At 35.5% G+C, this 23,084-nt stretch carries 16 protein-coding genes; 4 read left to right on the top strand and 12 right to left on the bottom strand.

Translation table 11 applies throughout. From position 1 onward, the window contains the following. Window positions 1-7: 7 nt before the first annotated feature. The 4 genes from LNQ34_RS15180 to lgt all read left to right on the top strand — a co-directional run bounded on the left by LNQ34_RS15180 (window position 8) and on the right by lgt (window position 3,194). Complete coding sequence (locus tag LNQ34_RS15180; protein WP_202702806.1) at window positions 8-373, top strand: four helix bundle protein; 366 nt, start codon at window positions 8-10, stop codon at window positions 371-373. An 83-nt stretch (window positions 374-456) separates the two neighbouring features. Next, complete coding sequence (gene cysS / locus LNQ34_RS15175) at window positions 457-1,935, top strand: cysteine--tRNA ligase (protein WP_230000334.1); 1,479 nt, start codon at window positions 457-459, stop codon at window positions 1,933-1,935. Window positions 1,936-1,957: 22 nt separating this feature from the next. Then, entirely contained in the window at window positions 1,958-2,197 is a 240-nt protein-coding gene (yidD, locus tag LNQ34_RS15170; RefSeq protein WP_070906973.1) for a membrane protein insertion efficiency factor YidD, read from the top strand. Between the two features lie 64 nt (window positions 2,198-2,261). Next, on the top strand, window positions 2,262-3,194 hold the full coding sequence (gene lgt, locus LNQ34_RS15165; protein ID WP_202702804.1) for a prolipoprotein diacylglyceryl transferase: 933 nt from the start codon (window positions 2,262-2,264) through the stop codon (window positions 3,192-3,194). A gap of 382 nt (window positions 3,195-3,576) precedes the next feature. Here lgt and LNQ34_RS15160 read toward each other — a convergent pair whose 3' ends face one another. From LNQ34_RS15160 to LNQ34_RS15105, 12 genes are all read right to left on the bottom strand, one after another. Beyond that, on the bottom strand, window positions 3,577-4,191 hold the full coding sequence (locus LNQ34_RS15160) for an acyloxyacyl hydrolase (RefSeq protein ID WP_202702803.1): 615 nt from the start codon (window positions 4,189-4,191) through the stop codon (window positions 3,577-3,579). 84 nt (window positions 4,192-4,275) lie between these two features. Further along, a complete protein-coding gene (gene secDF / locus LNQ34_RS15155) occupies window positions 4,276-7,251 on the bottom strand; it encodes a protein translocase subunit SecDF (RefSeq protein ID WP_230000333.1) in 2,976 nt (991 codons plus the stop codon). A 227-nt stretch (window positions 7,252-7,478) separates the two neighbouring features. Beyond that, complete coding sequence (gene mdh / locus LNQ34_RS15150) at window positions 7,479-8,414, bottom strand: malate dehydrogenase (RefSeq protein ID WP_202702801.1); 936 nt, start codon at window positions 8,412-8,414, stop codon at window positions 7,479-7,481. A gap of 109 nt (window positions 8,415-8,523) precedes the next feature. Beyond that, on the bottom strand, window positions 8,524-10,464 hold the full coding sequence (gene gyrB / locus LNQ34_RS15145) for a DNA topoisomerase (ATP-hydrolyzing) subunit B (protein WP_202702800.1): 1,941 nt from the start codon (window positions 10,462-10,464) through the stop codon (window positions 8,524-8,526). A 352-nt stretch (window positions 10,465-10,816) separates the two neighbouring features. Further along, the gene (locus tag LNQ34_RS15140; protein ID WP_202702799.1) at window positions 10,817-13,552 is read right to left on the bottom strand and encodes a M16 family metallopeptidase; all 2,736 of its coding nucleotides are present in this window, start codon (window positions 13,550-13,552) and stop codon (window positions 10,817-10,819) included. Between the two features lie 327 nt (window positions 13,553-13,879). After that, on the bottom strand, window positions 13,880-15,496 hold the full coding sequence (asnB, locus tag LNQ34_RS15135) for an asparagine synthase B (protein WP_230000332.1): 1,617 nt from the start codon (window positions 15,494-15,496) through the stop codon (window positions 13,880-13,882). A 317-nt stretch (window positions 15,497-15,813) separates the two neighbouring features. Beyond that, window positions 15,814-17,490: an asparagine synthase B gene (asnB, locus tag LNQ34_RS15130; protein WP_202704365.1), complete on the bottom strand. Its 1,677-nt coding sequence runs from the start codon at window positions 17,488-17,490 to the stop codon at window positions 15,814-15,816. An 816-nt stretch (window positions 17,491-18,306) separates the two neighbouring features. Next, window positions 18,307-18,756, bottom strand: a complete 450-nt coding sequence (locus LNQ34_RS15125) for a hypothetical protein (RefSeq protein WP_230000331.1) — start codon at window positions 18,754-18,756, stop codon at window positions 18,307-18,309. Between the two features lie 71 nt (window positions 18,757-18,827). Next, the gene (locus LNQ34_RS15120) at window positions 18,828-19,175 is read right to left on the bottom strand and encodes an SH3 domain-containing protein (protein WP_202704367.1); all 348 of its coding nucleotides are present in this window, start codon (window positions 19,173-19,175) and stop codon (window positions 18,828-18,830) included. 261 nt (window positions 19,176-19,436) lie between these two features. Continuing rightward, window positions 19,437-19,967, bottom strand: a complete 531-nt coding sequence (locus LNQ34_RS15115) for a GNAT family N-acetyltransferase (protein ID WP_230000330.1) — start codon at window positions 19,965-19,967, stop codon at window positions 19,437-19,439. A gap of 179 nt (window positions 19,968-20,146) precedes the next feature. Continuing rightward, window positions 20,147-21,898: a TonB-dependent receptor gene (locus tag LNQ34_RS15110; protein ID WP_230000329.1), complete on the bottom strand. Its 1,752-nt coding sequence runs from the start codon at window positions 21,896-21,898 to the stop codon at window positions 20,147-20,149. Window positions 21,899-22,179: 281 nt separating this feature from the next. Beyond that, on the bottom strand, window positions 22,180-23,043 hold the full coding sequence (locus tag LNQ34_RS15105; protein WP_230000328.1) for a PhzF family phenazine biosynthesis protein: 864 nt from the start codon (window positions 23,041-23,043) through the stop codon (window positions 22,180-22,182). Between the last annotated feature and the right edge of the window lie 41 nt (window positions 23,044-23,084).

Raw genomic sequence — 23,084 nt, 5'->3', positions numbered from 1 at the left:
GAAAAGAATGTACACGTTTTCTTTTGAGAAATTAGAAGTTTGGCAAAATGCAAGAATGTTTATATTAGACATTTACAAATTGACTGATACGTTCCCGCCAAATGAGCTATTTGGAATCACTTCTCAAATAAAAAGAAGTTCTTCTTCAATTGCAACAAATATTGCAGAAGGAACGTCACGAAATACGAATAAAGATAAAGCTCATTTTCTAACGATTTCTTATTCGTCAGCGATGGAAACTTTAAATCATTTGATAATTTCCAGAGATTTAAACTATCTTTCCGGGACAGAATATCTTGAAACCCGAGAAAAAATAGAAAAAATCTGCAATCAGATAAACAGTTTAAAAAAATACTATCTTTCAAAAGAATAAAACTTAAGTAATTACAGAACGTTACGCGATTCAACAGTAAACAAATAAACGGTTAAACAAATAAACGATTAAACGACAAAAAAATGCCTTTATACACAGCTCAACCTCTAAAAATATACAATTCACTTTCGGGTGAAAAAGAAAGTTTCAACCCTATACATGAAGGAAACGTTGGAATGTATGTTTGCGGACCTACGGTTTATAGCAATGTACACTTAGGAAATGTTAGAACTTTCATGTCTTTTGATGTGATATTCAGGTATTTTTTACACCTAGATTACAAAGTGCGATATGTGCGTAACATTACCGATGTGGGGCATATTGTAGACGATGTAGATGAAGGTGAAGATAAGATTGCCAAGAAAGCACGATTGGAGCAATTAGAACCTATGGAAATTGTTCAGCGCTATACCGTTGATTTTCATAATATATTGAGATCCTTCAACTTCTTACCGCCAAGCATTGAGCCAACTGCTACCGGACACATTATTGAGCAAATCGAAATCATCAAAAAAATTATCGATACCGGAATTGGTTATGAAGCAAACGGATCGGTTTATTTTGACGTTGTGAAATACAACGAAACCAATAATTATGGAATTTTAAGCGGTAGAAATATCGAAGATATGCTGGCCAACACCCGTGATCTTGATGGACAATCTGACAAAAGAAACCCACAGGATTTTGCGCTTTGGAAAAAAGCAGAACCGGAACATATTATGAGATGGCCTTCGCCATGGAGTGATGGTTTTCCGGGCTGGCACTTAGAATGTACCGCCATGAGTACCAAATATCTTGGAAATCATTTCGACATTCACGGAGGTGGAATGGACTTGAAGTTCCCACATCACGAATGTGAAATTGCACAAAACGAAGCCTGTACAGGTCAGTCTCCGGTAAACTACTGGATGCATGCCAATATGCTGACTTTAAACGGAAAGAAAATGGCAAAATCGACCGGAAACAACATTTTACCGGGAGAAATTTTAAGCGGAGACAACAACATTCTTAGCAAAGCTTTTTCAGCGTCTGTAACCCGCTTTTTCATGTTGCAGGCACACTATAGAAGCATCCTGGATTTTTCTGATGATGCTATTGTAGCTGCCGAAAAAGGATACAAAAGACTAATGGAAGCTGTAGATGCTTTACCTGCAATTTCAGCAGGTACAACAAGTTCTATTGACATTGCAGCATGGAAACAATTGTGCTACGATGCCATGAATGATGATTTCAATACGCCAATTCTGATTGCGCAATTGTTTGAAGCGGTTCGTTATATCAATTTACTGAAAGACGGAAAAGAAACGATCTCAGCAGAAGATTTAAACACCTTCACAACTGCAATTAATGCTTTTGTTTTTGATGTTTTAGGCTTAGCCAATGACAAAGCTGCTGACGGAAATACCGACAAACTGGAAGGAACTGTAAACATGCTTATCGCGATGAGAAATCAAGCCCGAGCTGATAAAAACTTCGCTCTTTCAGATCAGATTCGCGATCAATTGATTGGTCTGGGAATTCAGTTGAAAGACGGAAAAGAAGGAACCAGCTTCTCTATATAAATCACTCATTTTCTAATAAATCATGAAAGTAATCACTCCATTTGTTTTATTAGTCCGCTTTTATCAATCTGCAATATCGCCTTTTACTCCGGCGAGTTGCAGATTTGAACCTACATGCTCTACTTACATGATTCAGGCTCTGCAGACTCATGGTTTGTTTTATGGAGGCTATCTGGGCATGAAAAGAATCTTAAGCTGCCACCCCTGGGGAAGAACCGGTTACGACCCCGTTCCTGAAAAGAAATGTTCACACAAACATTAACTTTTTATAAAGAGCAACACTACTTTAAATATCTATTTTTACAAAATACAAAAAACAACAGCACATGACACAGCCCCTAAATATCGTTTGGAATCCTTCAGAAGGAATCGATCTAGGATTTTTTATGATTCGTTATTACAGTTTAATGTTCGTAATTGCTTTCGGACTAGGGTGGTTTTTAATGAAAAAAATCTTTGAACGCGAAAACGAATCTATCGACAAGTTAGACTCTTTATTTGTCTGGACTGTTTTAGCTACGTTAATAGGTGCCCGATTAGGACATGTTTTATTTTACGATTGGGAATATTTCAGAAATCATTTACTTGAGATATTCTTACCTGTTAGATTCGAGCCTAAATTTGAATTTACCGGATTTCAGGGATTAGCCAGTCATGGCGCAGCTATTGCCATCATTGCTGCCATGTACTATTACAGCAAAAAGATTTTGAAACGTCCATTATTATGGATTTTAGACCGTGTTGTAATTCCGGTTGCCAGTGGGGCTATTTTTGTTCGTTTAGGGAATTTTTTCAATTCTGAGATCATCGGACATGAAACAAAATCTGCCTTTGGAATTCGTTTTTTACACGATCAGTTCAGTAAAAACGAAGCGGTAAACGCTACTCAAATCGCAGATCCTAAAGCTGCGTATACCGCTATCGCAACAGATCCTAAATTTGCTGATTTACTGGCTCAGGTTCCCGCAAAACATCCAACACAATTATACGAAGCTATCAGCTATGTATTTGTTTTTGCGATTTTGTTTTTCTTATACTGGAAAACGAACGCAAGATTAAAATCAGGATTACTATTCGGACTGTTTCTGGTACTCTTATTTGCAGTACGTTTTGTGGTAGAATTTGTAAAAGAAAGTCAGGGCGGATTTGAAAATGAATTAGGTCTTTTTTCTACCGGACAATGGCTAAGTATTCCGTTTATCATTATTGGACTTTTCTTCGTCATTAGAGCGCAAAGAAATCCTTTAGCAGAATCTTAATCCATTCGATAAAAAACTATAAAAAAGCGTCCGATAATTCAATTTATCGGACGCTTTTTTTTGGATCAGAAACAAAAGTTGAAAGAGAATAGAACTGAAAGTCCTAAAAACAAAAACATAGTACGAAGCACTATAAGTTAGATTAGGATGTAAAACTGCCCTGAAAGAGCAAAAGCAATTGTCGCCCCTAAATCTCAACAAAAAAAACATCCACATTCTTAGAGAATCTCATACAAAATATGCCGGATGCTTTTCTTTGCCATCAGGCTTTTGCCCTTTCAGGGCGTAACTCATAATTGCCATCATCATTCACAGTGCTACGCACTATACTATTGTCATAGCTCTTTCAGCGCAAATTCCAATTTCATTAATTCGTTTTTATTTACAGGAAATACGAAATACCCAATTCAATATTTCTGGTATTATATCCCGCATTTTCAGCATTTAGTCCTCCATTTGAAACGTGCCGAATGTTACCGCGGGCATCCAGCTGTAAGCGATTCATTTTAACCGAAAAACCCATCGCAAAAACATCTGCAAAAGCAAAACCTTTAGACATTCTTTCTGTTTCTGTATCGGTAATCATTGGCCCAATACTTCCTGAAGCATAAACAGAGAAAACTTTTCCAATTGGTTTCCTGACCAAAAAACCAAGATTCAACACATACTCATGCACCTCCTTCAACTTCGTATATTCTTCCCTCTTTTCAAGATAATCAGGTCTGTCCGGCTTTACAAAGTAAAAATTTATCAATTGATGTCTTCCAAAATTAACTTCCGGCTGAACTAAAACCTCATATTTAAAATGCTTTGATTCATTAAGCCGATAACGCAATTCTACTTTATAAAAATGATTGGTATACGTGTAATTTCTATTATTAAACTCGCTCCCAAAACCATAATTGATTCCTATGGCCAGCTTTTCGTTTTTAGTTTGTCCTAAGGCTTTAAACACGCTAAAAACAACAATTAGAATCAATAGTAATTTCCTACCCATAAATACTTTTTTTATTAGTCTAATATAACACAAAAAAAAGATCCAGCTTTCACTGGATCTTTTTTCTATATCTTAAGCATTTGATTATGCTTTATTGTGCTTGTCTTCGATTGTGTGTTTATCATCACTTGAAATCGTGTCAACCAATACCGGTGTAGCGATAAATAATGACGAATAAGTTCCCACTACGATACCAATTAACATGGCAAAGATAAATCCTCTGATAGATTCTCCACCAAAGATAAACATCGTTAACAATACGATGATCATCATTAATGATGTATTCAACGTTCTTGATAATGTAGTGTTAATAGAAGCGTTTACGATATCTTCAAAACTTCCTTTACGGTTTCCGATGATGAACTCTCTAATTCTGTCAAATACAATTACAGTATCGTTCATAGAGTAACCAATTACGGTAAGGATAGCCGCAATAAAGTGCTGATCCATTTCCATGTGGAAAGGCATGAATTTGTAGCATAAAGAGTAGATTCCTAATACAAAGATAACGTCGTGTGCTACCGCTGCAATCGCACCTAATGAATATTGCCATTTACGGAAAGAGATCATTAAGTATAAGAAAATAACCGCCATTGCACCTAATACAGCCCAGTAAGAGTTCGTTTTGATATCCTCAGAAATAGAAGCTCCAACTTTAGATTGCTGTACAACCCCAATCTTTTTACCATCAAATGAGTTGATGAATTTTTCGTAAGAAGTGTTAGGGAAATATTTCGTTAACGACTTGTATAAAATTTGGTTCACTTCTTCATCGATAGCTACACCGTCTTCTTTAATTTTATATTTAGTTGTGATTTTCAACTGATCGTCATCACCTAAAATTTTCGCCTCAACCGGAGTACCAAAAGCAGCAGACAATTCATCTGATACTACAGTAGCATCAACAGGTTTTTCAAATTTCACCTGGAATGTTCTTCCTCCAACAAAATCAACACCTTCATCTAATCCATTTACGAAAAAGATAGAAACTAAACTCACAACTACTACAATTGAAGAGAAGATGTATGTGAATTTTTTGATTTTAATAAAGTCAAAGTGGAAGTTTGTAAACCAGTTTTTAGTAACACTTGTAGAGAAAGTTAAATCTCCTTTTCCAGCAATGTTTCTGTCAATAAAAATTCTTGCGATAAAGATAGATGTAAACAATGAAGTTACGATACCAATCAATAATGTCAATGCAAAACCTTTAATTGGTCCTGTACCAAAAATAAACAAGATTGCTCCAGTTAAAACGTGCGTTACGTTTGCATCAATAATAGAACGCATTGCTCCGTGCCATCCGTAAGAAGCTACAACCGCATCAGACAATGATTTACCTTCACGTAATTCTTCTTTTGCTCTTTCAAATATAATAATGTTCGCATCTACCGCAGTACCTAATGTTAATACGATACCTGCAATACCTGGTAATGTCAATACAAAACCAAAACTTGCCATAATTCCGAAAAGGAAAAGTAAGTTTAATAATAACGCAAGGTTAGCATACCAACCCGCTTTACCATAATAGAATACCATCCATAAACAAACTAATAAGAATCCTAATACAGAAGAAATTGTACCTGCATCAATTGCTGCCTGACCTAAAGATGGTCCTACAACTGTTGACTGAATAATATCTGCAGAAGCCGGTAATTTACCTGCATTTAATACGTTAGCTAAATCTTTAGTTTCAGCAACATCAAAAGATCCCGTGATCTCAGATCTACCTCCGGCAATTGGTCCGCTTGTAACACCTGGTGCAGAGTAAACAATATTATCTAAAACGATAGCAATGTATCCTTTTTGAGAGAAAGCTCTTCCCGTTAATTCTTCCCAAACTTTAGCTCCCTGGCTGTTCATTTGCATAGAAACAGCTGGTTTTCCTAATTGGTCAAAAGTATCTTTTGCATCTGTAACAACTCCACCGCTCATCGCAGGAACATTGTCTCTGTTTCCTTTTAAAGCATATAATTCAACTGCTTCAATATCTTTTCCTTTTGCGTCTTTAATTGTAGTTGGTTTACTCCAAACAAATTTTGCATTGTGTTGGTCAGCACCCAATAAAACTCTGATATCTGCTCTTTTAAAGTAAGCATTTACAGCTGCAGTATCTTTAGGAGCAAAATATCCTAAAACTGGTCCACCACCCTGACCTAACATTTTGTCAAATAATGGATTGTTTCCTTTTTTAGTATCAACTGAATCTTTAGCATTATCCGTTAACAATGCATTCAATGAATCTTTAGCAACAGCTTTAGTTTCTTTTACTTTAACTTCAGTCTTTTTTAAAGCTTCGTTAGAAGCTACTAAGAAGTTACCAATTTCTTCGATTTTAAAAGTTTCCCAAAACTCTAATTGAGCTTTTCCTCCTAATAATTTCTTAATCCTATCTACATCCTTAGCCCCTGGAAGCTCTACTAAGATTCTTCCTGTTTCTCCTAATTTTTGGATGTTTGGTTGCGTTACACCAAATTTGTCGATACGCTCTCTAAGTACTTTGTAAGCACTTTCGATAGATTCGTCAACTTTTTTCTTAATTACTTTTTGAACTTGTGCATCAGACATTTGAAAATCTACACCACCTTCTCCTTGTAAACTTCTGTTTGCAAAAATATCAGGTGAAGCCAATTTTACTGATCCTTTTGAGTTAGCCTCAAAAGCTTCAAAGAACTTATTTAAATAGGTTTTGTTTCCTTCTAAATTTGCAGTTGCATCAGCTAATGATTTATTAAATACCGGATTTTTAGAATTGTTGGCTAATCCTTTCAAAACGTCTTTAACAGAAATTTGAAGAATCACGTTGATTCCTCCTTCTAAGTCAAGACCTTTATTAAGTTGTTTGTTTTTTACTTCGTTATAAGTAAAATCAGTAAAACCAAGGTTTAACACTTTTTCTTTTCCAATAGAATCTAAGTATTTTAATTCTTTATCAGGATTATCTCCTGCAAAAGCTTTAGCTTCACTTTTGACACTATTGGCCACAAAAGTGAACGAGAGTTGGTAAATACTTACCAATGCAAATAGAATTGCGAAAAATTTAATAAGTCCTTTATTCTGCATTATTACTAAAAATTAATTATTTTTTATTGTTTGTTTTTGTTTTAAAGTCCCATAGAATAAGCCCTGATATGATTTTTTAGCACTAAAAAATCAAGATCACGAATTACAACATTTTTTTTAACCCGAGCAAATATATAATTAACGAAAAGATTAACCAATTTATTTATTAATTAATCTCAAAAAAAAGACTGCAAAAGTGCAGCCTTTTCCTCTTTTTACGAAATTTGTTATACTAAAATCGATTTTAAAGCGTCATTCATGCTTCTCACCGCATCTGCGCTTTTCGCAAATAAGGCTTTTTCATGATCGTTTAACTGAATGTCTAATATTTCTTCGACTCCATTTTTACCAATTATACAAGGTACACCTATACAGATATCATTTTGTCCATACTCTCCTTCCACAAAAACAGAGCAGGCGATCATTTTTTTCTGATCATTCAAAATACTATCTACCAAATAAGCCACAGAAGCTCCCGGCGCATACCATGCTGATGTTCCCAAAAGACCTGTAAGTGTTGCTCCACCCACCATAGTATCGGCAGCCACTTTTTGTAATACTTCTTCTGAAAGAAATTCAGTTACCGGAATTCCGTTGTAAGAGGCCAGACGGGTTAATGGAATCATAGTAGTATCACCATGCCCTCCAATAACCATTGCCGAGATATCGTTTGCTGGTTTATCTAAAGCTAGTGAAAGATAGGTTCTGAAACGAGAACTGTCTAACGCTCCACCCATACCAATAATTCTGTTTTTTGGTACTCCGGTCGATTTCAATGCCAAATACGTCATCGTATCCATTGGATTAGAAACTACAACTATAATAGTATCCGGAGAATATTTTAGTACGTTTTCGGTAACTGTTTTTACAATTCCTGCATTTATACCTATTAATTCTTCACGGGTCATTCCTGGTTTTCTTGGAATTCCAGATGTAATAACTACTACATCACTTCCGGCAGTTTTAGAATAATCATTGGTCACCCCAGATACTTTGGTATTAAAACCTGTATTTGTGGCACATTGCATAATATCCAACGCTTTCCCTTCGGCAAAACCTTCTTTAATATCCAACAACACTACTTCGCTTGCAATTCCTCTATAAGAAATAACATCTGCACAGGTAGCTCCAACATTTCCTGCTCCTACAATGGTAACTTTCATATTTTATACTTTATCGGTTATTAATTAATTTGTTTGTTTGATAAATCGACAATTCGTTTAATCGTTTAAGTAAATTTAAACAATTAAACGAATTGATGGTTAAAATTTATTACGCATCGATATTAGCGTAAACTGCATTTTTCTCGATAAATTCTCTACGCGGCGGAACTTCATCTCCCATTAACATAGAGAAAACTCTGTCAGCTTCAGCCAAACTATCAATGGTTACCTGACGCAGAGTTCTGAAATTCGGATCCATTGTTGTTTCCCACAATTGCTCCGCGTTCATCTCTCCAAGACCTTTATAACGCTGAATTGCGGCGCTTCCACCCATTCTCTCGTTGGCCTGATCGCGCTGAACATCATTCCACGCATATTCTTTTTTGTTTCCTTTTTTAACTAAGTATAAAGGCGGTGCAGCGATATAAACGTGACCTTCTTCGATCAATTCTTTCATGAAACGGAAGAAGAATGTTAATATTAAGGTAGAGATGTGACTACCATCGACATCCGCATCACACATGATGATTACCTTGTGGTATCTTAATTTTTCAATATTTAAAGCTTTACTGTCTTCTGCAGTACCAACTGTTACCCCTAAAGCAGTAAAGATATTTCGAATCTCTTCGTTTTCGAATACTTTATGGTGCATCGCTTTCTCCACATTCAAAATCTTACCACGTAAGGGTAAAATTGCCTGAAAGTTCCTGTCACGACCTTGTTTAGCCGTTCCACCCGCCGAGTCTCCCTCGACAAGGTAAACCTCACATCTTGCAGGATCCTGCTCGGAACAATCTGAAAGTTTTCCTGGTAATCCACCACCGCCCATAACGGTTTTACGCTGTACCATTTCACGGGCTTTTTTAGCCGCGTGACGTGCCTGAGCAGCCAAAATTACTTTTTGAATAATGACTCTGGCGTCATTTGGATTTTCTTCCAGATAATTCTCCAACATCTCTCCAACAGCCTGAGAAACCGGAGAAACTACCTCTCTGTTCCCTAACTTTGTTTTGGTCTGACCTTCGAATTGAGGCTCTGCAACTTTTACCGAAATAATAGCAGTTAATCCCTCGCGGAAATCATCTCCCGCAATTTCGAATTTCAACTTATCCAACATTCCGGATGCATCAGCATATTTTTTAAGGGTTCTTGTTAAACCACTTCTAAAACCTTGTAAATGCGTTCCTCCTTCGTGTGTATTGATATTATTTACGTAAGAGAAAATATTTTCTGTATAACTTGTATTGTAAATCAGCGCCACTTCAACCGGAATTTCTCCTTTATCATGATCCATACTAATTACATGCGAAACAATTGGCTCGCGGTTACCGTCTAAGTAACGAATATACTCTTTTAGTCCTTCTGTAGAATGAAAAACTTCGGTTCTGAATTCTCCTTTTTCATTTACTTCTCTTTTATCTGTAAAGGTGATTGTAATTCCTTTGTTCAGGAAAGAAAGCTCACGCATACGAGCAGATAAAGTATCATAAGAAAACTCTGTAGTTTGCGTAAAGATGGTATTATCAGGGTAAAAAGTCTGACGTGTACCTCTTTTTTCTGTTTCTCCGATTTGTTTTACCGGATACAATGATTTACCTCTTTCGTACTCTTGTTCGTAGATTTTCCCTTCTCTAAAAACGGTAGATTTCATATGGACAGAAAGGGCATTTACAACCGAAACCCCTACTCCGTGCAAACCTCCGGAAACCTTATAAGAATCTTTATCAAATTTACCTCCGGCTCCAATTTTAGTCATTACAACTTCAAGTGCCGAAACGCCTTCTTTTTTATGTAAATCAACCGGAATACCACGACCATTATCCTCAACTGTTACTGATCCGTCTTCGTTTATGGCAACACCAATGGTATCACAATGCCCTCCCATCGCCTCATCAATAGAGTTATCTACAACTTCATAAACCAAATGATGAAGCCCTCGAACTCCCACATCTCCAATATACATCGATGGACGCATTCTTACGTGCTCCATTCCTTCTAATGCCTGAATACTATCTGCTGAATAATTGTTCTTCTTGATTTCTTCGCTCATATAATTTATTCTAAAAATGTATTTATTGTCTAACACGCAAATATATAAAAACGCAAATTATATACTCATAAAATTCCGATTTAAAGCACTTAAGTTATCAACACAATTGTCTGAAAAACCTAAAAATATGCTTAAAAGAAGACTTAAATTCCAATTTCCTTAAATTCCAAATTCGAAAAATTTAGAATGCAACAAAAAATCAATTGCTTTTATAGAGCCTAAATTACAAAACGCCTATTTTTTAAACCGTATAAAAAAACCGAAATAACATTATAAAATGCATTTCGGTTTCTATGAATTTAAAACTCCTTGAAAATGGAATTTGGATTTTTTAAATTGATTTTTCTAATCTTTATTGTTTTTTATTAAAATCTCCAACATAAACAGAAGTCATTTTATCTAAACTTAAGTACTTTTTCGCAACCGCATTTACCTCTTCGATTTTCAAGGCTTTAACTTTAGCTTCAAGAGTATCATAATCTTCCAAAGGAACTCCGTATTGCAGATAAGTATTCGTCAAATCCATTAAAGTTCCGTCATCTCCCAATCGGGTTTTTCTTTCATTAAGCCAGCTCACAAGATTTGATTTTAACTCTTCTGCTGTGAAGCCCTCTTTTAATGCTTTTGCAATTTCTTCTTTTGCCGCAATCTCAACGGCATTTTTCTTCGTTGGATTTAAAAATGCGTAATAAGCCCAATACGAAACATCATTGGTGATGGGTACATTTACGAACGATCCTGCTCCATAGCTGATTCCTTCTTTTTCTCTCAATCGCATCGGTATTCTTGCGCTTAGAAAACCTCCGTTTCCTAACATTTCATTGGCCATCACAAAAGCAGGATAATCAGCATCTTTCTGAGTCATTTTAAAACTGATTTTACCCACAGCAACCGCATTTTCTTTATCAGGAGTAATATACTCTTTATCGGCTTTCTGTGTTTCAAAATAAGTAGGTATTGCTCTTTCATATTTTGATTTGGAATTCCATTTACCAAAAGTACTCTCTAAAATCTGAGCTGTAGATTTGGCTTCTAAATCTCCCACTACAGTCCCTACTCCATTATTTCCCCCTAAAATGTTTTTATAGAAATCAATAAGTTCCGGCTGTTTTATCTTTTTGTAAGCATCAATTTGTTCCTGAACGGTCGCAGTGTAGAAAATACTCTCTTTTGGATATTTAGAGGTTTGTCTTGAAACTTCAATAAAGGCCAAAGAATTAGGGTCATTTAAATTCGATTCTAAGTAGGTATTGTATTCACTGATTGTTTTGGTTAACTCATTTTGCGGAAAAGTAGCATTAGTCAATAAATCTCCTAAGATTTCCATTACTTCCTTAAAACTTTCTTTATAGGTGCTGACACTTACCGTTAATGTTTGTCCTGAAAAACCAAATGATAAACTTGATTTCAGAAGATCTAAACGATCAGTAATTTGTTCTTTTGTACGGGTGGTGGTACCGGTCTTTAACAATTGAGCCAAAATGGCACCAACATCTGATTTTCCGGACAAATCCTTTTCATTACTTACCGGAAATTTAAACGCTGCCTGAACTTTTCCTCCTTTAATTTCTTTTTTAATCAAGCCATACTTAGCACCATTACTTAGCTTTCCTTCAACAAAATTTTGTTTCAGATTCTTAATAGAAGTTTCAAACGGAGCCGCTTCTTTTTCAAGTGCTTTTCCTTTGTAGTCTTTAGTAAAAGCCGCTAATTGCTCGTCAGTATATTCGACCGGTTTAACTCTTTGTTCGTCTTTTGAAGGAATAAATACTCCGACAGTTCTGTTGTTACTTTTAAAATACTTTTCCGCAACTCTTTGTATGTCTTCTTTTGTAAGTTTTTCGATTGCATCTCTATACAGGAAACCTAATCTGTAATCGCCTGCCCCCACAATTTCGGTAAGATTTATAGCAAAAGAAATGGTATTATTTTTAACCCCTTCAATTTGCTTAATAATCTTAGCTTTTGCTCTGCTTACATCTTCATCCGTGTATTGGGTTGATCCAATTTTATCCAGTTCGGCTCTTACCAGTTCTTTTGTTGCTACAACGTCTTTATCATTAGGAACAGCTACTCCAAAATACACAAAACTGGCATCTCTGGTGGTTGGCTGCCAATAATAAATACTGGAAATCTTTTGAGTTTCTACCAATGATTTGTACAAATAACCCGACGGATCGGCTGTTAAAATTTCACCCAAAGCATCAATTGCTGCATAGTCTTTATCTGCATAGGCTGCGGTGTGATACAATGCTCCGATATTTTTACTGTCTCCGGCTCTTTTCAGCTCCACGTACTTTTCGCCATCTTGTGCCGGCTCTATCGTATACGTTTTATCCAAAACTCTTTTAGGTTTTGCAATACTTCCAAAATATTGACCTACATACTGCAGTGCTTTTTTCTCATCAAATTTTCCGGCAATTATCAAGGTTGAATTATCCGGCTGATAATATTTCTCATAGAAAACTCTTAATCTGTTTGCTTTTACGCGTTCAATATCTTCTTTACTTCCAATGGTACTTTTTCCGTAATTGTGCCACAAATAAGCTGAAGAAAGTATTCTTTCCTGTAAAACACCATCAGGGTTGTTTTCTCCTATTTCGAACTCGTTTCTAACTACAGAAAATTCTTTATCTAAATCGGTCTGTAAAATAGTCGCATTGATCATTCGGTCTGCTTCCATTTCAATACTCCATTTCAGATTTTCATCATTCGATGGAAAAACTTCATAATAATTGGTACGATCCAGCCAGGTTGTACCATTAGCAGCGCCTCCTTTTTCAGAAAGCATTTTTTTAATGTCCCCTAAATTTTTGGTACTCTTAAAAAGCATATGCTCCAATAAGTGAGCCATCCCTTTCTCTCCGTAACCTTCGTTTCTAGAGCCGACATTGTAGACAATATTTACCACCATATTACTTTGGGAAGCATCCGGAATCAAGAGCACTTTCAATCCGTTATTCAGAGAATATTCTTTTACTCCTTCGACATTTTTAATATATTTTGGCAGGTCAGTTTTTTGTGCATACACCGGACTTAATGAAGCTAGTGAGCAGCACAAAACACTGCTAAGCAATAAGTTTCTCATAGATAAAGTTTAAAATGGTTAGTTATTAATGGTAACCAAATATAATATTTTTCCTAAACACAAAGAGCGACAATTAACTTAGTTTTTAGAAATGTTCAAGGATTCAGATCTTAAATTTTCAGGTTTCGGGTTTCAGGTTTCGGGTTTCAAGTTTAAAGTTTAAAGTTTCGGGTTTTGGAATTTGAGTTTTGGTAACTAAAAGTTTTTCTTCTTTCAAATCATAAAAAAATCCGGAACTACATTTGACATGTCTTTCCGGATTTTTTAAAACTTATTTTCAATAATGATTGTGTTCCATCTATTAAGAAGCAGCGCTCCTTTCATACTTTAAGCAACAATTCCTGCTCTCGAAGCTTCAACACCTGCTTTGACGTGCGCTGCATTAGCTCTTCCGCTCGGATCCTGATTTTCCTGCCATTTCGGTATCCATTTTCTAACGGTTTGTGCTGAACTAACTTGTGGATAGAATTTATGAAAAATCGATCTGTACAGATAAGCTTCCTTAGTTGTTGGTGAATTATACGGAAATTCTGCACTTGCTCCTGCAAGCTGTTCGTCTGAAACCTGTCCCGCGCAGAATTCAATCAATTCATCTACCCAGTTGTATCCCACTCCATCCGAAAACTGTTCTTTCTGCCTCCATAAAACTTCCTCTGGCAAATAAGGATCCTCTGGTGTATCAAAAGCTTTTCTCAAAATGTATTTTTCAATTCCATCGTATGTTTTGGGTTGTTTTTCTATGGTTTTGATTCGGATTGACGCCTCTAAAAATTCTTTATCCAAAAACGGAATTCTCGCTTCTAGTCCATGTGCCATTGGTATTTTATCGGCACGCAGTAAATCAGCAGTAAACAATTTTTGTACTCTTTCGATAGTTTCATCCTGAAATTCCTCTGCTGATGGTGCATTTCTAAAATACAAATGACCTCCAAAAACCTCATCGGCACCTTCACCGGAAAGAATTACTTTAATTCCTTTATCAGCAATTACCTTTGACAACAAATACAATGGCACTCCTGATCGTACCGAGATAATATCATAAGTTTCAATATGATAAATTACTTTTTCTAAAACCTCAATTCCTTCTTCAACTGTAAAATAGATTTCGTGATGTTCCGTCCCTAAAAATGCTGCCGCAGATCTTGCCGCTTTATTATCAGGTGCATCAGCATCTAATCCGATAGAAAACGAATGCAGTTTTTCTCCGTTTTCTTTCAATAATCGCGCAGCAATCGCTGACGTTAATGAAGAATCTAATCCTCCTGAAAGTAATACTCCCACAGGAACTTCGCTCATTAAACGTTTACGGGTTGCTTCAATTAAAGTATTCCGAATTAAATCTAAATCTAATTTTTGATTGGCTTTGGAGTGGTCTTCATATTCGGGATTGTAGTATTTTACAAAACCGGTTTTCCCTGTATAATAGTGCCCCGGAGGAAAAGTTGAAAAGGATTTGCACTGATCTGAAATGGACTTCATTTCTGATGAGAAATAAATTCTCCCTCTCTCATCCAGTCCATAATACAATGGTTTTACACCAACTGCATCTCTGGCTGCTATATAATTATCTCCATCAACAATTACAAAAGCAAAATCACCATCCAGCATATGACAAAACTTATGCCCAAGTTCTTCGTACAAATGCACGATAACTTCTGAATCTGATTTTGTTCTGAAGGTATGCCCTTTTAAGACTGTGTCTTTTAGTTCCTGATAGTTGTAAATCTCTCCATCATGCACCATCCAGGCCTTGTTCGTTCCCTGAATAGGCTGCTTACCAGATTTTAAATCAATAATCGACAAACTTTCATGGCAAATGATACTGCCATTTTCCATAATATGTAAATCACTTTCATCAGGACCACGATGCGACATTCTTGCAGAAAGTTCTTTTACGAGTTGCGGGTCTTTACCTTTACCTATAACAGCTAATAATCCAGACATACTGTTCTATATTTTTTTATTATTCTCTTTATTCTTTTAAACATTAAATACGTTAATCCAATATTTAATCTTTTTCTAATGTTTGGCTAAGCTAAATATTATTTCTGAATTTTATGTACTTATTCAGCTACATTTTTAGTTCTTACCATTTTTATTTCAGCAAATGCCAAATATAAAAAAGTAAAATCAGATCATTGCTTAAAAAAACTTTTAACTAACTGAAATTATACAATTTAACATTCAAAGACAAGAAAAACGTCCCCAGTACTGAGAACGTCTTTCGGAAATATATATATACTAATTCTAAAAATACTTGCTTATGCTTTCACGTATGCATCATCATGAACACTCGCTACAGCTCTTCCTGAAGGATCGTTCATGTTTTTGAAAGCCTCATCCCATTCTAAAGCAATTTTTGTACTACACGCTACACTTGCTTCCTGAGGTACACATAATGCAGCCGCGTCACTTGGAAAATGTTCCGCAAAAATAGAACGGTAGTAATACTCTTCTTTAGACGTTGGTGTCTGCAATGGGAATTTATACTTTGCATTGGCCAATTGTTCGTCTGAAACTTCTTGGGCTACCACTTCTTTCAAAGTATCAATCCAACTGTATCCAACACCGTCTGAAAATTGTTCTTTTTGTCTCCAGGCAACACTTTCAGGCAACATGTCTTCAAATGCTTTACGAACGACCCATTTTTCCATTGGATGCTCTTTGTTGATCATTTTATCCTGTGGGTTGATTCTCATGGCAACATCCATAAATTCTTTATCCAAAAACGGAACACGTCCTTCAATTCCCCAGGCCGCTAAACTCTTATTGGCACGTAAACAATCGTACATGTGCAGTTTCCCTAATTTACGAACGTTTTCTTCGTGGAATTCTCTCGCGTTTGGTGCTTTATGGAAATACAGATACCCTCCGAACAATTCGTCTGCTCCTTCTCCTGACAATACCATTTTGATTCCCATTGATTTGATCACTCTCGCCATTAACCACATTGGTGTCGAGGCTCTGACGGTTGTTACGTCATAAGTTTCTAAGTTATAAATCACGTCACGAACAGCGTCCAATCCTTCCTGAATGGTAAATTTAATTTCATGGTGAATGGTTCCGATATGTTTTGCTACAACCTGCGCTGCTGCCAAATCAGGTGATCCTTCTAAACCAACTGAAAAAGAGTGCAATTGCGGATACCACGCATCTGTCGTATCATCTGACTCGATACGTTTTTGTGCAAATTTTTTGGCTACAGCTGAAGTAATAGATGAATCTAAACCTCCTGAAAGTAAAACTCCGTAAGGAACATCACTCATTAATTGTCTGTGAACTGCTGCTTCAAGCGCTTTTTTGATTTCAGGAATACTGGTTTCATTGTCTTTTACTGCTTCATATTCTGTCCAGTCTCTTTTGTACCATTGTACAAATTCGCCATCTTTACTGGTCATATAATGTCCCGGAGGAAACAGTTGGATTTTTGTACAGTACCCTTCCAGGGCTTTTAATTCAGAAGCAACATAGAACGTTCCGTGTTGATCCCAGCCAATGTACAATGGAATAATTCCCATGTGATCACGAGCTATAAAATACTCATCTTTCTCTACATCATAGATTGCAAATCCAAAGATTCCATTCATTTCATCTACAAAATGAGGTCCTTTTTCTCTGTAAAGTGCGAGGATTACTTCACAGTCACTTTCGGTCTGAAAGTTGTATTTTCCCTGAAATTGTTTACGTAATTCTCTGTGGTTATAAATTTCACCGTTTGCAGCCAAAACCAGTTTTTTATCTTCCGTAAATAATGGCTGTTTTCCTGAGGCCGGATCTACAATCGCCAGACGCTCGTGTGATAAAATTGCCTTATCATTACTATATATTCCGCTCCAGTCCGGTCCGCGGTGACGGATAATTTTAGACATTTCCAAGACCTGAGGTCTTAAAGTCTCAGCTTTTTGCTTCAGATCAAAGGCGCATACGATTCCACACATAACTATATATTTTTAATTATAAAATTTTAATTTGATGAAGCAAAGATGCGATATCAGTTACAATTGAAAAACACATATAGTAGTTTCAATTACAATTTAAAACTAAAAATGAATTTTTACATATAAAATATAAAATTTAAGTATAAAAAAAAGGTCTAAACTTAAAAATTTCAATTTCGAGCTTCATAAAAGAAAAAAAAGCAAACGAACAGAGAAATATTTAAATTAAATCACAGCAAACATCAGAATCATTAACAGATTCTCAAAGAGAAGAATAAATACTATTCTGAAATTATTGTTTCAATCAATCCCGAAGTTTAGGGAGAAATTATCTAAAGATTGATAAACTTTATATTGATTGGTATTCATGCCTCTTTAACGGATTAAAATCCGTTGCTACAAGATAAACCGTTCCTCCGGAACTTGTATATAAAATCCTTGATCTTTACATATATTGCAACAACGGATCGTTCCTACGGAACTTATGACTCGCGTTTACACCTTTTCGACGGATTGAAATCCGTCGTTACAAAATAAAGCGTTCCTTCGGAACTTTTGCATAAAAACCTTAAGTTCTACACATATCTAAACAGAAATTTTTAATCTGTTGAAAAAAAATCATCTGAACGAAGTTACAAAAGAGTGATGTACGAGAGCCTAAGGCTCGATACATATTGTAGCAACGGATTTTAATCCGTTGAAAAAAAATCATCAAAGCAAAGTTCCGGAGGAACAACACATTTAGATTTAAAAAATTAAGCAAAAAAAAGCAGCCCCAAACAAAGAGAAGCTGCATATTAAACTCAAATAATCCATTTAATTAACTTCCTGAATTAAATATTTTGTGCTGTTAATTTCAAAAGTAAACCCCACTTTATTTCCCATCAAGTGTGCTCCCAAAGGAGATTGAGGTGAAAGTGCAATAACATTTGTACCTTCAATATTAATTTTAGGAAGTGCCACACTTACATACAAAAAGATTCCGTTGGCTTTTACCAAACTTCCCGAAATGATATTTTCGGTTGTTTTTGAAGCATCAATTTTGTCTAAAACTGCTTTTTGAGTTATTGCTTCTTTCAATTTATTCGTTAATTTTTCCTGCTCAATATGCATCATCGACAAAGCGGTTTCATGCTTGTCTCCGGCAGAACCTTTGGCATCGTTTTTAGAATCTTCGGTCAGAGCCGAAATCATGTCTCTAAAAACATCAATTCGATCCTGAACCATTTGCTGGTAATGTGTATGTATTTTTTGTTTGAAAGTCATTTTTTTTGAGGTACTGAGGTTCTGAGTTGCAAAGATGCAAAGGTTAAAATTAGAAATGAAAAAAAATACGCTTAACCTATTATTTCATCAGGAATCCATCCTTCATCATTACTTATCATTTTTCTTACCCATGACCAGCCGTTCAAACTTTTAATTTTTAGGATCTCATCGCCTTTGTCAACGTCGAGTTCTTTTGCAGTGTAATATTCTAAAACTTTAGCCTCTTTATTATCCTTAGAAATTTCAAGTATCTGAATGGGTACCCAGCCTCCATTAATTCCGTTATCTGCCCAAATCCACCCTTTCCACTTTTCTTCTGTTTCCTCTTCTCCTAATTTTACAATCTCACCCTTATCGAGAGTAATAGGATTTTCATATTGTGTTTTATAGGTTTCAAGAATTTTAAATACTTCTGTCATTATACAGCTCTTTTAATGAAATGAGTTTTTTTGGAGGTACTGAGGTTCTAAGTTACAAAGGTGCAAAGGTTTTATACAGTCTCAAAAAAGATAGCCATAAATTCACGAAAAAATATTCGTGAATTCGTGGCTTAAAAACTTTATATACTTTTATCTCTCGAATATTTTCTAAAAACTAGACCTATTATTCACATAAACCATTGAAAATAAAAACGTTATGAAGTTCTTAGCTGCAAAGGTTTTTTCTCTTTGTTTTATTTTTTATTCAAAGAAAGCCGTTGGATAAACTACTTTTCCGCTTACTCCTGACAATCCATTTTCGGTTAAAGGAATCACCATGCAATTTTCTGCCGGAACATCGAAAGGCATTTCGATATGGTATTTTTCACAAAGTTCATAACCAAATCTCGGATAATAATCGGGATGTCCTAATAAGATCACTGATTTATATCCTAATTCTTTCGCGACTTCATGGGCGTGCACGATAAGCTTCGAACCAATTCCCTTTCCTTGAAATTTTGGTAATACTGAAACAGGAGCCAATGCCAAAGATTCAAAAGATGCTGTATCGTTTTTAATTTCTAATTTCGTCAATAAAATATGTCCTGCGATTTCATTCTCTACTTCGGCAACCATAGATAATTCCGGAATAAAAGCATCCGATTTTCTTAACCTTTCAACCAAAAACTGTTCTTTATGGTCACTATATTCTTCTTTTTCAAAAGCTTTCTCAATGAGGTCAAAAACACTTTTGTGATCGTTTTGATTTTCTTGTCTGAGTTTAATTTTCATCTTAATTATTTTAATTATCTGTCTATTGAATCGCAAAGCACGCAAAAGTTTTTATCATGAATCGCGCTTAGCAAATGCAAAGTTCGCAAAGCTTTATGTTGAAATAGCTTTGCGAACTTTGTGTTTTATCTGTGTAACGCAAAATAAAAATCTTTGCGTGCTTTGCGGTTAAAAAAAATTTAAAAATCAAATTTGTAGTTTGCTCCAACTACTACCTGGAATCCTTGTACCGGATAATTCAGCCATTTTTCATAGGCCTGATTCCCTATATTATTCAATTTCAGAAAACAAGTCAAACGCTCGTTGTATTTATACCCCAGATGAGCATTGGCATCAAAATAGCTTTTTAGTGTTGTAATCACCGGATCGGTTCCTAAGCTTAGATTCGACTGCATGTCTTTTCGTTCTCCTACAAAGAAAACATTCAGTCCTGCATACCATTGTTTGGTGATATTTACATCCAGATTAGAACTCAATTTCATAGAAGGCAAATTCCATGCTTCTATACCGTCATATTTGTAACTGTTGAAGGTTCCATTGATTCCGAAAGAAACATTTTGAGAAAAATCAGCTTTTAATTCCCCATAAAAACGGAAGGTTCTGATATCATCATAAATCACTCCAAAAGAGTTTCCAAAACCATAATTTTGATTAGAAAAATCTTCTGTGTAATCGTTGCTTCTGTATAGTGCTTTATCTTTTTCATTCAAATAAGAACCGGTAAGATTGTAACTAACATTGTTGGCCAACTTTCCTTTTAAACCCGCAAAAACAGTATATTGATTGTTGGTAGGTTTCACTAAAAGTGTTGGAGATAAAAACGGATTTTCAGTCACAAAATCAGCATAGGAGTTTTGATTTAAACCTCCATTTACTCCTGTATAAAAAATCATCAAATCTCCTACCAACTTGTAGGAAGCATTTACTTTAGGATAAATATAAAATTTGTTTCCGCTGTTTTCAGAATCCAAGCCATAAAACAAGCCTGCTCCCAACTCCAGTGTCCAATCATTTTCTAACATTACAAAGCTTGGTTCAATTCCAAAATTAGTCAGACTGTATTTCAAGGGCTTTGTATTATCATACGCATAATTATGTTCAAAAGATCCGCTTACGTGATCTACAATAATATTGGTATTGATAGCCTGATCCATTATATCTACCTTAAAAGAAGGTTTTACATGAAAACGGTTTTCTGATGACGAAAAACTATCTGAAAAATGCGTAAACTTAGTCGAAATCTTACTGAAAACACCTTCCGTAAAAGCTACGTTACCGCCTAAAGAAATGGTATTGTACGAATGATTTGGATTAATTCCTCTTATTAAATCATCACGCATTTGTCCTGTTAAAGTTGACCCGAAATCAGCCGGTAAACCGTACCAGTTGTACAATTGATTCTGATAGCCCAAATCGACATTCCATGACATATCACGATTGTTTACCCCATATCCCACATTCAATGCTGTATCATAAAACTCATCGTTTAATTCTACACCTTTAATTCCTCCCTGAGAAGAATGGTGACGAAACATACCTGCCACATAATCGTTGTTTCCTAAATCCTGATTGACAAACAATTCAGCGTTTAAAGTTCCGTAATTCCCTACTCCTAACGTAGCATAATTATTAAATAATTTTTCTTTTTTAGATTTCTCAACACCTTCTGCTTTTCCTTTTGAAGGCGTAAAGGTAGAGGCTACCGGAACAGATAAAATACTGTACTTTATAGTTTCTTTGGGCTGATTTCCGCTATCGTCAAGCGAAGGCGTCTCCTTTACTTTGAAAGCATCTGAAATCGTTGGCGAATAAGGCTTTACTACGTTTACTGTCTCTGTACCGATTGTTTCATTCTTCTTTTGCGAAAACGAAAGCTGCACAACAAACAGTACTAGTAAGATGATGATTTTATTCTGGCAATTAATTTTCATATATCTTTTTTTTGAGAGGAAAGAGAATAGAATAAAGAGTACAGACTTCCCTCCTTTTCTAAATTTTCTTTTTACTCTATAATTCTATTCTCTTTACTCTTTACTCTTTACTCTTTACTCTTTACTCTTTACTCTTTACTCTTTACTCTTTACTCTTTACTCTTTACTCTTTACTCTTTACTCTTTACTCTTTACTCTTTACTCTTTACTCTTTACTCTTTACTCTTTACTCTTTACTCTTTACTCTTTACTCTTTACTCTTTACTCTTTACTCTTTACTCTTAAACTTCCCACTCTCCTTTTGCAACAAACTGAGCTTTCCCTCCTATTTTGATATCAAATTGATTTTCGGTCAATTTCCCTTTAAAATAAATTTGAGACGGACGATTGATATAATCTCCCTGGTAATTGATCATTTCAAATTGCGGCAAATGATATTTTAAAAGAAAAGCCTGTAAACAAGTACTTGCGCTTCCGGTTGCTGCATCTTCAACCAATTGATTGTGCTCAATACACAACATTCTGCTAAACAATTTTGAGTCTTCCAGATAATAAAAATACAAGGCTCTGTGAGCTGTTTTGCAGTTGTTTTTCATCCATTCATCTGCTTTATCTTTATCTAAAACCAAATTTTCCAATGCTCTTTTATTGCTCAGTCCAACCATCACAAAAGCGCTTCCGGTCGTTACTTCCTGAATTGGGAATTGATTCTCGAAATCTTCTTTTTTCAGATTACTGAACAGGGTGAAGTCTTCCTTCGCATAAATATCCCAAAACTTAGGCTGTGCTGCTTTTAACCAAATTAGATCTTCAGACTGATGAATCGGAATTGCCCCAATAGGAACTTCTAATGTGATATTCTCTGGAGAATTATCAAATATTTTATTGATTAAAACCCACGAAGTTCCAATTATAGGATGTCCTGCAAACTGCATTTCATGAGCAGGGGTAAATATTCTGATCTCTGCTTTATTTTTTTCTCTGTCAAGCTTTGTTATAAAGGTGCTTTCTGCAAAATTAATCTCGCGTGCCATCTCCTGCATTTCTTCAGTACTTAGATTCTCCGCTTCCGTAAAAACGGCTAACTGATTTCCGGCATATTTTTTATCGGCAAAAACATCAACTATATAAAATGGTAAACTCATCTCTTTTTCTTTTTTTTATTTAGATGATAGAACCAAGACAC

The organism is Flavobacterium lipolyticum, from assembly GCF_020905335.1.
Classification (GTDB): domain Bacteria; phylum Bacteroidota; class Bacteroidia; order Flavobacteriales; family Flavobacteriaceae; genus Flavobacterium; species Flavobacterium lipolyticum.
Note: the sequence above shows the minus strand (reverse complement) of the source record. Positions and strands in the feature narration are given on the sequence as shown.